The 13641-nt window shown below is 72.7% G+C and carries 11 protein-coding genes; 8 read left to right on the plus strand and 3 right to left on the minus strand.

Annotation, left to right across the window (positions count from 1 at the left end; translation table 11 throughout):
• The first annotated feature begins 18 nt into the window (after positions 1-18).
• Positions 19-1179: a 1-deoxy-D-xylulose-5-phosphate reductoisomerase gene (gene dxr, locus ACYU96_RS08000; protein WP_460751331.1), complete on the plus strand. Its 1161-nt coding sequence runs from the start codon at positions 19-21 to the stop codon at positions 1177-1179.
• Here dxr and ACYU96_RS08005 read toward each other — a convergent pair.
• A complete protein-coding gene (locus ACYU96_RS08005; RefSeq protein ID WP_460751334.1) occupies positions 1176-3590 on the minus strand; it encodes a hypothetical protein in 2415 nt (804 codons plus the stop codon). The two genes, dxr and ACYU96_RS08005, sit on opposite strands and share 4 nt — an antisense overlap.
• A gap of 151 nt (positions 3591-3741) precedes the next feature.
• On the opposite strand from ACYU96_RS08005, the gene ACYU96_RS08010 reads away from it, so the two are divergent.
• The 3 genes from ACYU96_RS08010 (at position 3742) to ACYU96_RS08020 (ending at position 7204) form a co-directional block, all read left to right on the plus strand.
• Positions 3742-5040 (plus strand): M50 family metallopeptidase, encoded by a 1299-nt coding sequence (locus tag ACYU96_RS08010; protein ID WP_460751337.1) that lies wholly within the window; start codon positions 3742-3744, stop codon positions 5038-5040.
• Between the two features lie 73 nt (positions 5041-5113).
• Positions 5114-6256 carry a flavodoxin-dependent (E)-4-hydroxy-3-methylbut-2-enyl-diphosphate synthase gene (gene ispG / locus ACYU96_RS08015; RefSeq protein WP_460751339.1) on the plus strand — a complete coding sequence of 381 codons (1143 nt, stop codon included), beginning with the start codon at positions 5114-5116 and terminating at the stop codon, positions 6254-6256.
• Between the two features lie 12 nt (positions 6257-6268).
• Positions 6269-7204 carry a GNAT family N-acetyltransferase gene (locus ACYU96_RS08020; protein WP_460751342.1) on the plus strand — a complete coding sequence of 312 codons (936 nt, stop codon included), beginning with the start codon at positions 6269-6271 and terminating at the stop codon, positions 7202-7204.
• A 17-nt stretch (positions 7205-7221) separates the two neighbouring features.
• On the opposite strand, the gene ACYU96_RS08025 is transcribed toward ACYU96_RS08020, so the two are convergent.
• Positions 7222-8154, minus strand: coding sequence for a DNA-formamidopyrimidine glycosylase family protein (locus tag ACYU96_RS08025; RefSeq protein ID WP_460751345.1), 933 nt, complete (start codon positions 8152-8154; stop codon positions 7222-7224).
• A 116-nt stretch (positions 8155-8270) separates the two neighbouring features.
• Between ACYU96_RS08025 and ACYU96_RS08030 the strand changes: the two genes are divergently transcribed.
• The gene (locus tag ACYU96_RS08030; protein WP_460751347.1) at positions 8271-10100 is read left to right on the plus strand and encodes a proline--tRNA ligase; all 1830 of its coding nucleotides are present in this window, start codon (positions 8271-8273) and stop codon (positions 10098-10100) included.
• Between the two features lie 39 nt (positions 10101-10139).
• Here ACYU96_RS08030 and ACYU96_RS08035 read toward each other — a convergent pair whose 3' ends face one another.
• Positions 10140-11234, minus strand: a complete 1095-nt coding sequence (locus ACYU96_RS08035; protein WP_460751350.1) for a DUF4439 domain-containing protein — start codon at positions 11232-11234, stop codon at positions 10140-10142.
• Between the two features lie 184 nt (positions 11235-11418).
• Here ACYU96_RS08035 and ACYU96_RS08040 point away from each other — a divergent pair, with 184 nt between their 5' ends.
• From ACYU96_RS08040 to ACYU96_RS08050, 3 genes are all read left to right on the plus strand, one after another.
• Positions 11419-12051: a ribosome maturation factor RimP gene (locus tag ACYU96_RS08040; protein ID WP_460751353.1), complete on the plus strand. Its 633-nt coding sequence runs from the start codon at positions 11419-11421 to the stop codon at positions 12049-12051.
• Between the two features lies 1 nt (position 12052).
• Positions 12053-13132, plus strand: coding sequence for a transcription termination factor NusA (gene nusA / locus ACYU96_RS08045; RefSeq protein ID WP_460751355.1), 1080 nt, complete (start codon positions 12053-12055; stop codon positions 13130-13132).
• Between the two features lie 102 nt (positions 13133-13234).
• The gene (locus tag ACYU96_RS08050) at positions 13235-13483 is read left to right on the plus strand and encodes a YlxR family protein (RefSeq protein ID WP_460751358.1); all 249 of its coding nucleotides are present in this window, start codon (positions 13235-13237) and stop codon (positions 13481-13483) included.
• The last annotated feature ends 158 nt before the right edge of the window (positions 13484-13641 follow it).

Here is a 13641-nt window from a genome sequence, read left to right on the forward strand (position 1 = left end):
GTCTGGGAAGATGGGCCGGTGCGCAGCGTCACCATCCTCGGTTCCACCGGCTCCATCGGCACGCAGGCGATCGACGTCGTCCGTCGGCACCCCGACCGCTTTCGCGTCGACGCGCTGAGCGCCGGCGGCGACGTGGCAGGCCTGGCGAAGCAGGCGGCCGAGCTCGGCGTGCGGGTCGTCGGCGTGGCCGACGCCGCCCGCGCGGACGACCTGCGCGAGGCGCTCGCCGCCGCGGGGGCCGGCGGTGCGGAGGTGCTCGCCGGCCCCACGGCCGCGACCGAGCTCGCGGCTGGCGGGGCCGACGTCGTCCTCAACGGGATCACCGGCTCCGTCGGGCTGCGCCCCACGCTGGCCGCCCTGGACGCCGGGTCCGCGCTGGCGCTCGCCAACAAGGAGTCGCTCGTGGTCGGCGGCGCGCTCGTCAAGGCCGCCGTGCGGCAGGCCGGCCAGATCGTCCCGGTCGACTCCGAGCACTCCGCGATCGCCCAGGCGCTGCGGTCCGGCGGCGCGGCGGAGGTGCGGCGGCTCGTGGTGACCGCGTCGGGCGGGCCGTTCCGGGGCAGGTCGCGCGCCGAGCTGCGCGACGTCACCCCGGCGCAGGCCCTGGAGCACCCCAACTTCTCGATGGGGCGCGTCATCACCACCAACTCCGCGACCCTCGTCAACAAGGGACTCGAGGTGATCGAGGCGCACCTGCTGTTCGACGTCCCGTTCTCCGCGATCGACGTCGTGGTGCACCCGCAGCAGCTGATCCACTCGATGGTCGAGTTCGTCGACGGGTCCACGATCGCGCAGGCGGGCCCGCCGCGGATGCTCGTCCCGATCGCGCTCGGCCTGTCGTGGCCGGACCGGCTCGACGACGTGGACGTGCCGATCGACTGGACCCGCGCCGCGAGCTGGGAGTTCGGCCCGCTCGACGACGACGCGTTCCCCGCGGTGCGCCTCGCCCGCCAGGTGGGTGAGGCGGCGGGCACCTTCCCGGCCGTCTACAACGCCGCGAACGAGGTGTGCGTGGACGCCTTCCACGACGGTGCGCTCCGCTTCACGGACATCGTCGACACGGTGGCCGAGGTCGTCGACGCGCACGCCGCGGAGCCGGGCGACGCCGGCTCCGTCGACGGTGTCCTCGCGGCGGACGCCTGGGCGCGCGGCCGTGCGCGCGCCGTCGTCGCCGGCTAGCGGCGGATCGTGGACCCGCCCGAGATGTGAAACAGCCGCAGGGCGCGATCGACCGTGGAGCCGGGGGTGCGGCGGGTCCGGCCGACCCAGAGGAAGAACAGGGCGACGGAGACGACCACCGTCACGAGGCTCGCCCCGATCGCCAGGATGACGGGGAGATCTCCCCGCCAGGAGGTGGCCTCGAGGCTGATCTCCAGGATCGTGTGGAACACCGTGAGGAACGCGAACGCGGACACCGCGACGGTGAGGCCTTCCAGGACCTGGCGCTGCGCCACGGCCTCCCGCTCCTCGTACTGCCGGCGGACCGTGGTGAGCCGGGCCGCGATCGGTTCCGCGAGCAGCTCGCGCATGCGGCGGTTGAGCTCCTCCGCCTGACGGGTGACGTCGAACGCCTGCATCAGCTCGGCCATCTGCTGGAACTCGGTGGCCGAGGCCAGCATGGTGGGCGAGTTCACGACGGACAGGGCACGCCGGGCGCGCCCGCTGAACCGGTGCAGACGGAGCTGCTGGTCGCGCAGGCGCTCGGTGCTGTCCGCGAGGGTCTCCAGGGCGGTGTCGGGCTCGGCCTGCTGCCGGAGCATCACCTCCACGTCGTTCACGTACTCCGCGAGCCGGGTGTTCCACGCCCCGAGCATGCCGCTCAGGCTCGCGACGAACTCCAGCAGCGAGCCGTACTGCACGATCTTGAAGTGTGCCGAGCCGAACAGGGCGACCGTCGTGGCGTTCGGCGTGACCGCGACCAGGTCGCCGACGTTGCGCACCCCCTCCAGCATGAGCGGCGGGCGCTGCGGGAGCGTCCAGTCGACGAGCGAGGTCGTGTTGAACGGGACAGGCTGCAGCAGGGGCTGGTGCCCGTAGGTGGCGAGCAGCTCGTCGGCGCTGGCCACGGTGCGGCGCTGGTCGCGGGGCGCGCCGGCGTGGCCGGCGCTCGCCTCGTAGACGAACGTGAGCACGTGCGACCGGCCCCGCGCCAGGTGCAGCTTCAGCTCGCGCTCCGTGCGGATCGGTGGGGCGTCCTGGTGGTGCCACTCCTCGACCGAGCGCCGGAAGTGCGCGGCGATCGCCTCCTGGATGCGGTAGGCGAGGTGGAACAGGTGCACCGGGTGATAGCCCGAGTTGTCGACGATCGGGGCGAGGCGCGTGCTGCCGTCGGGCTGGTGCAGCACCCAGTTCATGTCCAGGTCGTCGTGCAGGCTGGACATGAGGTAGCGGGTGTCGCGCACCGCCTGCGGCCCCAGCGTCCCGCCCGCCTGCCGGAAGCGGACGTAGTGGTTCCCGAGGTCGCCGAACCGGATCTCGCAGGCCAGGTAGGCGACCCGGGTCCCGTCCTTCTGGCGGATCTCCACGTCCGGCATGTTCAGCGTCGCCCCGTTGAACGAGCCGAACGGGTCCTCCGTGTCCCAGACGTCGTCCAGCTTGAGCGCGGTGCGGACCGAGGCGGCGTGCGCGCCGACCAGGTAGGGCAGGGGATGGTGGACGAGCTTGCGGACCGTCGACGTGGCGGCCTGCCCGTCGACCTGGGGCAGGCCGAACGGGTAGACGTAGACGGTGCGGCAGCGGTCCAGGACCAGCCAGTCGGACTCCGCCTTGGCGCAGAGCGCCTCCAGGTGGGCGCGGTGGGCGCGCAGCTCGCTGGCGAGGATGTAGTTGAGGCCGCCGGTCCGTTCGACGTCGCGCAGCTTCTCGATGGCCGGGGCGAGCGCGCCGGAGTCGCCCGCCAGGGTCGCCCTGGCGGCGGACGCCGCCTCGGTCAGCGCGGTGAAGTAGCGGAGGCGCCAGCGCGCCTGGTTCGTGAGGGCGCGGCGCAGGGCGTCGTCGTCGGTGATCCGGGCAGCGGCGGACTGAAGGGCGCGGGCGGCGGCGATGGCGGCGTCGATCTTGCCGATGAACCGCGACACGCTGCCGGAGTTGCGGGCGCCGGCCACGTCGAGCCGCGCGAGGAGGGCGCGGCACAGGGCGACGACGGCAGCGGACTCGGTGCGGCAGTGCTCGCAGCCGACCAGGTCGCCGTGCTCCTCCCAGGCCTGCACGAACCCGGTGATCGAGGCGATGACGCGGCTGTGGCGGCCGGACTGCTGGGACGCGTCGTGGGTGATCGACCAGAGGTAGAGGCCGAGCAGCACGGGGCCGCTCGGCCGGTCGATCACCGTGAGGAGGAGCTCCTCAGCGCGCGCGATGCGCGGGTCGGTGGGGTCGACGTGCCGGCGCCGCGACGCGCGTCGCTCGCCCATGTTCCAGCGGGGCGCCGCCCACAGCCGGGGGATGTCGATGCCCATGGCGCCCAGGCGGTTCGCGAGGGGGGAGGCGTGGTCGGCGCTGAGCCAGGCCTCGCTCGAGAAGAGGGACTCGACGATCTGCTGCAGGTTGTCGGGCAGGTGGGCGCGATGCCGCCGCAGGGTCGATTCCGTCATGTCCGCCATACTGGGAGCGTATTCAGCGTGCCATCACAAGGTCAACGAAATGCCACGCATGGACCATCCGGTCCCCGGGGCGCCGCGTGGGCTCGCGAATCCTTCACGAGGGCTTCAGGGAAGTGCCAGACAGGTGTCGTAGGCTCCCGGCGTGAGCATTCTTCCCTGGGTGGTCGGATTCCTCGTCCTGCTCGTCGGCATCATGCTGTCGATCGGGCTGCACGAGATCGGGCACATGGTGCCGGCCAAGAAGTTCGGTGTGCGCGTGAGCCAGTACATGGTGGGGTTCGGGCCCACGCTCTGGTCGCGGGTCAAGGGGGAGACGGAGTACGGCGTCAAGGCGATCCCGCTGGGCGGGTACGTGCGCATGGTCGGCATGATGCCCCCGGCGCCGGAGGGCTCGAAGCGCGGTACGGGCATGTTCAGCCAGCTCATCGCCGACGCGCGGGACCAGTCCACGGAGGAGATCCAGCCGGGCGAGGAGCACCGCGCGTTCTACAACCTGCCGATGTGGCAGAAGATCGTGGTGATGCTCGGCGGGCCGGTGATGAACCTGGTGATCGCGACGGTGATGTTCGCGATCCTGATCGTCGGGTTCGGCCAGGAACGGGTCACCACCACCGTCGCCGAGGTGTCCGAGTGCGTCCCGGCCGCCGTCACGGTGGCCAGCGTCGACGATCCCGAGTGCACCGGCACGGCGGTGCCGGCCGCGGCGGCCGGCCTCCAGCCCGGGGACGTCATCACCCGGTACGACGGCACGGTGGTGACGGACTGGGAGCAGCTCTCCGGGCTCATCGCCGCCACCGGCACGCGGTCGGTGCCCGTACAGGTCGAGCGGGACGGCTCGGTCCAGGAGCTCACCGTCACGCCCACGACGGTCGACAAGCAGGTGGACGAGGACGCCGCGGGCCGGCCCGTGCTGGAGGAGTCCGGGTTCATCGGCTTCAGCCCGCTGCAGGAACGGGTCCGCGGAGAGTGGTCCCAGGTGCTGCCGACGGTCGGCGAGGGCACCTGGATGACCATGAAGATGGTGGCGACGCTTCCTGTCCGGATCGCCGACACCGCACGCCAGGCCTTCACGGACGAGGAGCGGTCCGTCGACTCGGTCCAGAGCGTCGTCGGCGTCGGCGTCATGCTCGGCGACGGCTTCGCCGTCTTCGACGAGACGACGGACCGGGTCGCGTGGGCGATCGGGATCCTCGGCAGCCTGAACATCGCCCTGTTCGCGTTCAACCTCATCCCGTTGCTCCCGCTCGACGGCGGCCACGTGGTCAACGCGCTCTACGAGGGCCTCAAGCGGTTCCTGCACAAGGTGCGCGGCCTGCCCCGGCCCGGCCCGGCCGACGTCGCCCGCCTCACCCCGGTCACCTACGTGGTGTTTCTCGCGCTGCTCGGGCTGGGCGGCATGCTGATCATCGCGGATCTGGTGGATCCGGTGCGGATCACGTGATCCCTGCCACGGGGTTGCCGGGGAGCCGCCCGCAGCGTGGATACTGGACACCGTGACCGCGATCAGTCTTGGCATGCCAGAAGCACCTCCGCCTGTCCTCGCCCCGCGCCGGAAGACCCGCAAGCTCCGGGTCGGCAAGGTCGAGGTCGGTGGTGACGCGCCCATCAGCGTGCAGTCCATGACGACCACCCCGACGACCGACATCAACGCCACGCTCCAGCAGATCGCCGAGCTGACGGCGTCGGGCTGCGACATCGTGCGGGTGGCCGTGCCGACCTCCGACGACGCCGAGGCGCTGCCCGCCATCGCGCGCAAGTCGCAGATCCCGGTGATCGCCGACATCCACTTCCAGCCGAAGTACGTCTACGCGGCGATCGATGCCGGCTGTGCCGCGGTCCGCGTCAACCCGGGCAACATCCGCAAGTTCGACGACCAGGTCAAGGAGATCGCCAAGGCCGCGCGCGACGCCGGGGTCTCGCTGCGCATCGGCGTCAACGCCGGGTCGCTCGACAAGCGCCTCCTGGAGAAGTACGGCAAGCCGAGCGCCGAGGCCCTCGTGGAGTCCGCGGTGTGGGAGGCCAGCCTCTTCGAGGAGCACGACTTCCACGACTTCAAGATCTCCGTCAAGCACAACGACCCGGTGGTCATGGTCCGCGCGTACGAGCTGCTCTCGCAGGCCGGCGACTGGCCGCTGCACCTCGGCGTGACCGAGGCCGGCCCGGCGTTCCAGGGCACCATCAAGTCCGCCACCGCCTTCGGCGCGCTGCTCAGCCAGGGGATCGGTGACACCATCCGGGTCTCGCTGTCCGCCCCGCCCGTCGAGGAGGTCAAGGTCGGCAACCAGATCCTCCAGGCGCTCAACCTGCGGCCCCGCAAGCTCGAGATCGTGTCCTGCCCGTCCTGCGGCCGTGCCCAGGTCGACGTCTACTCGCTCGCCGAGAAGGTCACCGCCGGGCTGGAGGGCATGGAGGTCCCGCTCCGTGTCGCCGTCATGGGCTGCGTCGTCAACGGGCCCGGCGAGGCGCGCGAGGCGGATCTCGGCGTGGCCTCCGGGAACGGCAAGGGGCAGATCTTCGTGAAGGGCGAGGTCGTCAAGACCGTGCCGGAGTCGATGATCGTGGAGACGCTGATCGAAGAGGCGATGCGTATCGCCGAAGACATGCCCGCCCCCGAGAACGACGCCCGGGCCGGCGCCCCCGTGGTGTCGGTCGGCTAGGTCACCGAGCTCATGGCCGCCTCGCGCACCCCGCTCCACCTTCGTGGTGGCGGGCGGCGTGCGCCTGCGGCCGACACCGACGCCGACGCCCGCGTGCTCGGCACGGCGGACCTGCCCGAGGCCCTCGCCATCTGCTACACGCAGCCCGTGGCGTCGGTGCTCGCGGCCTCGCGGCTGGAGATCGCGACGCGGGCGGGGTTCACGGCCGCCGGCGGCCAGGCCTGGGGGTTTCCGGCCGAGGGCCCGCTCGAGGCGGTCTGCTGGGCCGGCGCGAACCTGGTCCCCGTGGTGCCCGAGCCCCTCGACGCGGTGTGCCGGACCGCGGCGGACACGGCGTTCGCCACGATGGCGCGCGCCCAGGGCCGGCGGTCCAGCTCGATCGTGGGGGAGCGCGGGGCGGCCCTCGGGCTCTGGGACGCGCTCTCGCCGCACTGGCCCGCGCCGCGCGAGATCCGCGTCGACCAGCCGTCGATGGCGATCACCCGCAGGCCTGACGCCGATCCCGATCCCGCCCTGCGGCGCTCCACCATCGCCGAGCTCGACATGGTGCTGCCCGCCTGCGTGCGGATGTTCACCGAGGAGGTCGGGTACTCGCCGGTCGCCGGCGGGGGCGGCCCCTACGTGCAGCGGGTGCGGTCGCTGATCGCCGACGGCCGGTCGTTCATCCGCACCGAGGCCACGCCGCGCGGCCGCGAGACCGTGGCGTTCAAGGCGGAGGTCGGCGCCGTCGCGGGCACCGTGGCACAGATCCAGGGCGTCTGGGTGGACCCGCTGTTCCGGGGCAGGGGCTGGTCGGTGCCGGGGATGGCGGCGGTGGTCGGCGCGGTGCGGGAGAGCATCGCCCCGGTGGTCTCCCTCTACGTCAACAACTATAACGAGCGCGCGATCGCTACCTACCGTCGCGTGGGCTTCGAGCAGGTGGGCACGTACGCCACGGTCCTGTTCTGACCTCCCGCCCCGCTCCCTTACCTGAGCAGACGGGAGAGCCGGCGGTCCGCCAGGACCTGGCCGTTCGTCTGGCAGGTGGGGCAGTACTGGAGCGAACGGTCCGCGAACCGCACCTCGTGGACCGTGTCGCCGCACGGCGTGCCGTCCCAGCCGGGGCACGGCTCTCCGGTGCGGCCGTGCACCCGCATCCCCGCCCGCTTGGCGTCCTTGAGCTCCTTGGCGGGCTTGCCCGACGCCGCCTCGATCGCACCGGCGAGCACCTGCCCGACCGCGCCGTGCAGCCGTGCGGTCTCCTCCGGGCCGAACGACCGGGTCAGCTGGTACGGGCTGCACCGCGCCGCGTGCAGGATCTCGTCCGAGTACGCGTTCCCGATCCCCGCGATCGCCGACTGCTCTCGCAGCAGGCCCTTGATCTGCTGGTTCTTCGAGCCGAGCAGCCGTCCCAGCGCCTCGGCCGTGAACGCGGGGTCCAGCGGGTCGATGCCGAGCGAGGCCACCCTCTCCACGTCCTCGGGCCGCCGGACCACGTGCACCGCGAGCCGTTTGCGGGTCCCCGCCTCGGTGAGGTCGAACCCCGAGCCGTCGTCGAACCGGACCCGCAGCGCGGTGATCGCGCCCTTGCCCGAGCCGCCCAGCCGCGGCCTGACCGGCGTCGCGGGCAGCGTGTCGGACCAGCGCACCCACCCGCCCCGGGAGAGGTGGAAGACCAGGTGCAACGACGCGGGTTCCCGGCCCTGCGGCCCCGCGGCGGCGGCGTCGGACACGGACAGGTCGAGCCACTTCCCGTGCCGTGCCCAGCCCTGGACGGGAGCCCCGACGACGGCGGTCAGCGGCGGGTCGACCGTCTTGAGCGCGGCGATGCTGCCCACCTCCACGGCCGCCACCTGGCGGCCGGCGGTGCGTTCGCCGAGGAACCGCACCAGTGCCTCGACCTCGGGGAGCTCCGGCATGTGCACCATCTTCGCCCTGCCCGCCGGAGCCCGGCAAGGGCAGGCGCCCGGCAGGACCTCCCGGGGACCACGGAATCGCGTGGGAGATGTCGGTCCCCGCCAGTACAGTTGCCCCCATGTCATCCGCACTTCGCCCGGGCGACCTGCTTCGCATGTCGTCCCTCTTCGTCCGCACGCTGCGCGAGGACCCGGCCGATGCCGAGGTCGCCAGCCACCGGCTGCTGGTCCGCGCCGGCTACATCCGCCGTGCCGCCCCGGGAATCTACTCCTGGCTCCCGCTCGGCCTGCGCGTGCTGGGCAAGATCGAGGCGATCGTGCGTGAGGAGATGAACGCGATCGGCGGCCAGGAGGTGCACTTCCCGGCACTGCTGCCGAAGGAGCCCTACGAGGCCACGGGACGCTGGGCCGAGTACGGCGACGGGCTGTTCCGGCTCCAGGACCGCAAGCAGGCGGACTACCTGCTCGCGCCCACGCACGAGGAGATGTTCACGCTCCTGGTCAAGGACCTGTACTCGTCGTACAAGGACCTGCCGCTGGTCACCTACCAGATCCAGACGAAGTACCGCGACGAGGCGCGTCCTCGCGCCGGGCTGATCCGCGGGCGTGAGTTCATCATGAAGGACTCGTACTCGTTCGACGTGCAGGACGAGGGCCTGGACGCCGCCTACGCGAAGCACCGTGACGCCTACGAGCGCATCTTCACGCGGCTCGGCCTCGAGTACGTCATCGTGTCGGCGATGTCCGGTGCCATGGGCGGCTCGAAGTCCGAGGAGTTCCTCAGCCCGTCGCCGATCGGCGAGGACACGTTCGTGCGCTCGCCCGGTGGCTACGCGGCCAACGTCGAGGCGGTGGCGACGCCGGTGCCCGAGCCGCTCGCGTACGACGACGCCCCCGCCGCGCACGTCGAGGACACCCCGGACACGCCGACCATCGACACGCTCGTCGCCTGCGCGAACGAGCAGCACGCGCGACCCGATCGCGCCTGGACGGCGGCCGACACCCTGAAGAACGTCGTCCTGGCGCTGCGCCACCCGGACGGGGAGCGCGAGCTGCTCGTCGTCGGGCTGCCCGGCGACCGCGAGGTGGACCTGAAGCGCCTCGAGGCGGCGGTGGCCCCGGCCGAGGCGGAGCCTGCCACCGCGGAGGACTTCACGGCTCACCCCGAGCTGGTCAAGGGCTACATCGGCCCACGGGCACTGGGCCCGCAGGGCGCCCAGGTCGTGGGGGAGGACGGCGAGAAGCGGTCGGCGGTGCGCTACCTGCTCGACCCGCGCGTCGTGGCCGGGACCCGCTGGATCACGGGTGCGAACGAGCCCGGCAAGCACGTGTTCGACCTGGTCGCGGGCCGCGACTTCACCGCCGACGGCACGATCGAGGCGGCTGAGGTGCGCGCCGGCGACCCGTCGCCCGACGGCTCCGGCCCGCTGGAGCTCGCGCGCGGCATCGAGATGGGCCACATCTTCCAGCTCGGCCGCAAGTACGCGGAGTCCCTCGGCCTGACCGTGCTCGACGAGAACGGCAAGCAGGCCGTCGTCACCATGGGCTCCTACGGTGTCGGCGTGACCCGCGCACTGGCCGCGCTCGCCGAGGCGAACCACGACGGCAAGGGCCTCGCCTGGCCGGCGCAGATCGCTCCCGTGCACGTGCACCTGGTCGCGACCGGCAAGGGCGGCGAGGTCTTCGAGACCGCCGAGCGGATCGCCGAGGGGCTCGTGGCCGCGGGCGTGGAGGTGCTGTACGACGACAGGCCCAAGGTCTCCCCAGGCGTGAAGTTCGCCGACGCCGAGCTGCTCGGCGCGCCGCTGCTCGTCGTCGTGGGCCGTGGGCTCAAGGACGGCGTCGTGGAGGTGCGTCCGCGCGCGGGCGAGGCGGAGCAGGTCGCGGTGGACGACGCCGTCGCCCGCGTGACGTGCGACGTCGAGGCGCTGCTCACCGCCGGAGCCTGACAGGGGCCGGGCTCGCCGAGGCGATGGCGGGTCCGGCCCTCAGGCCTCCGGTGTCTGCTCCGGGAGGCCGGGGAACGGGAGCATCGCGGCGCCCCAGGCGCGCTGCTCGATCGCCGAGTCGGTGAGGAGCGCGACCGCCGTGGCGCGCGTGTTCACCTCGGCGAGGCCGACGATGCTCGCGTAGTCGGCGGCGAGCTCGCCCTCGGCCTCCAGGAGCACGTCCCTCCCGGCCGCGTCCGGGTCGGGGAGCTCGTAGGCGGCGCGGCGCGGGTCCTTGTCCGTCGCGTCGACCCCGGAGCTCCGCGCCCAGGCCTCCGCGCGCCGGCGATGGGTCGTGGCCCGGTCCTCGAGCCGTTCGCGCACGCTCTCGTCGTCGGCCTTCGCGGCGCCGACCTCGAGCGCGTACGCCGTGGAGTCCTCGGCCAGCACGAGGGCGCCGAGGTCCGCCTCCGAGAGCCCGATCGGCGCGGTCGTGGGGCGGGCCGACGCCGTCACCGCGGTCGCCGCGTCGTCGTCGGCCGCGTCCGGGCTCGGTGTGGTCGAGGACGGCACGGTCTCGCCCGCGTCCGCACCGGGGACCGTCGGGACGGCGTACGAGGGTGCCTTCCGGCCCGTCGCGTCGGCCAGCTGCCGCACCGCCAGCGTCTGCGCCGCGGAGACCGACGAGAGCAGGCGGGCCAGGGGCCCGTCCTCGCACACGTCGGCGGCCGTGGCGCTGCGGGCGGCCGCGTCCGTCAGGGTGGTGAGCACCTCGCCGGCGTTCTCCGGCGCCTCGGGGGAGTCGGACGGCGACGGGCTCGGCCGCTCGGACTCCAGCCCGGACTCGTACTCGCCGCCGAGCTGCTCCGCGTGCTGCCGCGAGATCCCGGCGATGCCCGTGAGCGTCTCCGACACCGCGGCCTTCGTCGTCTCCCGTGCCGCGACGGCCTCGGCCTGCTCGGCCACGTGGAGCGCGTCGTCGACCGCGGTGCGGCGGACGATCTCGACCGGGTCCGGCACCGGCTCGGTCGGCGGCGGCCCGTCGAAACGTACGCCGCACCCGCTCAGCAGCAGGGCGCAGGCGAGCACGGCGGCCGTCCGGACGCGCGCGGGCACGGTGCGGCGGGACGACGGGGTCGGGGCGTGCGGGTTCATCGAGCCTGATGATGCCACGTCCGCGGGACGAACCTGCGCATGTCCGGGTTGCGTCGGACGTCACGCCGGTTCGTCTGCGCCTGGTGCGCACGGCATCGTAGGCTGAGCGCAGTAGACAACAGCACACCGGTCGGGCCCTGACTCGAGCGGTACCCCATTCTTGGGATCCGACGGGAGGAACACGATGGCGCAGCCCGCGAGCCGGCACGAGGACGATGTCCGCCGGATCGTCGGACCGGTGGTCGACGACGCCGATCTGTATCTGGAGCAGGTGCGGGTCACACGTGCCGGGAGCAGGTCGGTGGTGCGGATCACCGTCGACCTGCCCGAGACGCAGGTCGGCAGCCTGGACTCCGACACGCTCGGCGACGTGTCGCGTGCGGTGTCCGCCGCGCTCGACGTGGACGACGTCGTCGCCGGCGCGTACACCCTGGAGATCAGCACGCCCGGGACCTCCCGGGCGCTGACCACCGCGCGCCACTTCCGGCGCGCCCGGACACGGCTCGTGACGCTGACCCTCGCCGACGGCGGCTCGGCGGCGGGCCGGCTCACCGACGTGACCGGCGAGGGGGACGACGCCGTCGTCGTGCTCGACGACTCGCGGCGGGTGCCGCTGTCGGAGGTCCGCAAGGGCACGGTGGACGTCGAGCTCAAGCGGCCCGAGGCGGCCGAGCTGCCCGGCCCGGAGGACGAGTCTGCCGGTTCCGGAGCTGGGGATGCCGACCGGGCTGCGGTGAGCGAGAGTTCTGGTGCTGACGACGATGACGTGACCCGGGGGTCCCGCGACGGGGCCCCGGGCCGCAACGAGGAGGGCTGAGATGGATATCGACATGAGCGCGCTCCGGATGCTGGAGCGCGAGAAGGACTTCAGCCTGGACGTGCTCGTCTCGGCGATCGAGCAGGCCCTGCTCTCCGCCTACCACCGCACGCCGAGCGCGTACCGCCACGCCCGCGTGGAGGTGGACCGCAGCAGCGGTCACGTCACCGTGTGGGCGCGCGAGGAGGTCGAGGCGTACACCGACCCGGAGGACCCGGAGGCGCCCGCCCCGGTCGAGCTCGGCCCGGAGTTCGACGACACCCCGCACGACTTCGGCCGCATCGCCACGGCGACCGCGCGCCAGGTGATCGTGCAGCGTCTGCGCGACGCCGAGGACGACCAGGTGCTCGGCGCGTTCCGCGACAAGGAGGGCGAGGTCGTCGCCGGCGTCATCCAGCAGGGCCGCGACCCGCGCATGGTGCTCGTGGACGTGGGCGACACGGAGGCCGTGCTGCCGCCCCACGAGCAGGTGCCCAGCGAGGTGTACGAGCACGGCGAGCGGCTGCGCGCGTACGTGGTCGAGGTCGCGCGGGGAATGAAGGGCGCGCAGGTGACGTTGAGCCGCACGCACCCCGGTCTCGTGCGCAAGCTCTTCGAGCTCGAGGTCCCGGAGATCGCCGACGGGTCCGTCGAGGTCATGTCGGTCGCCCGGGAGGCGGGTCACCGCACCAAGGTCGCCGTCGTCTCCCGGGTCCCCGGCCTGAACGCCAAGGGCGCGTGCATCGGCCCGATGGGCGCGCGCGTGCGGGCCGTGATGACCGAGCTGCACGGCGAGAAGATCGACATCGTCGACTGGAGCGAGGACCCGGCGACCTTCGTCGCGAACGCGCTGTCGCCGGCCCGCATCTCGTCGGTGACGGTGGTGGACGAGGCGGCCCGTGCGGTGCGCGCCGTCGTTCCCGACTACCAGCTCTCCCTCGCGATCGGCAAGGAGGGGCAGAACGCTCGCCTCGCCGCGAAGCTCACGGGCTGGCGCATCGACATCCGCTCTGACGAAGGAGCCGCCGACGTGCCGGGGAAGGGCGGGGGCGGCGCACCGGCCGAGGACGGTGGCGCGGCTCACGTGTCACCGAACCGGTAACGGCAGTTGAACGGGCAAGGTAGACTGACCGAGTCTGGGCCGCGAGCCCGGCCTTCGTCCTCCTCTGCTTCGGCACCGTCGTGTTCTGCACCGACCGGCCCGGTGCGGACGTGTGTCGGATGCCGGGGACGCGACCAGCGGTCTGCTCTCGTGCGTGTGGTGCTGGATCCCGCTGCGGCGCAGCCCCGGATCGTCGTCGACGTGCGGGCCTGCCTGCCGGGGCGAGGAGCCTGGCTCCATCCCGGAGCGGACTGCCTGGGGCTCGCCGAGCGTCGTCGGGCGATACCGCGTGCACTGCGTGCGGGTGGCCCGATCGATCTGGCGGAGCTCCGGGAGCACCTCGGGCTGTGAGGGAAGCAGACCGCAAGAAGTCACGACCGGACGCGGAAACGTCCGGCCGCACCAGAAATTCGTCGACAGGAAAGCGGGTCAGAAGCCGATGGGCACCCGATGAGTCCCCAGCGATGAGTACCTCGTACTAGTGCGGTTCGCCCCTGCCTCGGGACGGA

The organism is Myceligenerans cantabricum, assembly GCF_054777735.1.

Coding starts and splice junctions, on each gene's coding strand:
- ACYU96_RS08005 (WP_460751334.1), bottom strand. CDS start 3,590: ATGACGGAATCGACCCTGCGGCGGCATCGCGCCCACCTGCCCGACAAC.
- ispG (WP_460751339.1), top strand. CDS start 5,114: ATGCCAGAAGCACCTCCGCCTGTCCTCGCCCCGCGCCGGAAGACCCGC.
- ACYU96_RS08020 (WP_460751342.1), top strand. CDS start 6,269: ATGGCCGCCTCGCGCACCCCGCTCCACCTTCGTGGTGGCGGGCGGCGT.
- ACYU96_RS08025 (WP_460751345.1), bottom strand. CDS start 8,154: ATGCCGGAGCTCCCCGAGGTCGAGGCACTGGTGCGGTTCCTCGGCGAA.
- ACYU96_RS08030 (WP_460751347.1), top strand. CDS start 8,271: ATGTCATCCGCACTTCGCCCGGGCGACCTGCTTCGCATGTCGTCCCTC.
- ACYU96_RS08035 (WP_460751350.1), bottom strand. CDS start 11,234: ATGAACCCGCACGCCCCGACCCCGTCGTCCCGCCGCACCGTGCCCGCG.
- ACYU96_RS08040 (WP_460751353.1), top strand. CDS start 11,419: ATGGCGCAGCCCGCGAGCCGGCACGAGGACGATGTCCGCCGGATCGTC.
- nusA (WP_460751355.1), top strand. CDS start 12,053: ATGGATATCGACATGAGCGCGCTCCGGATGCTGGAGCGCGAGAAGGAC.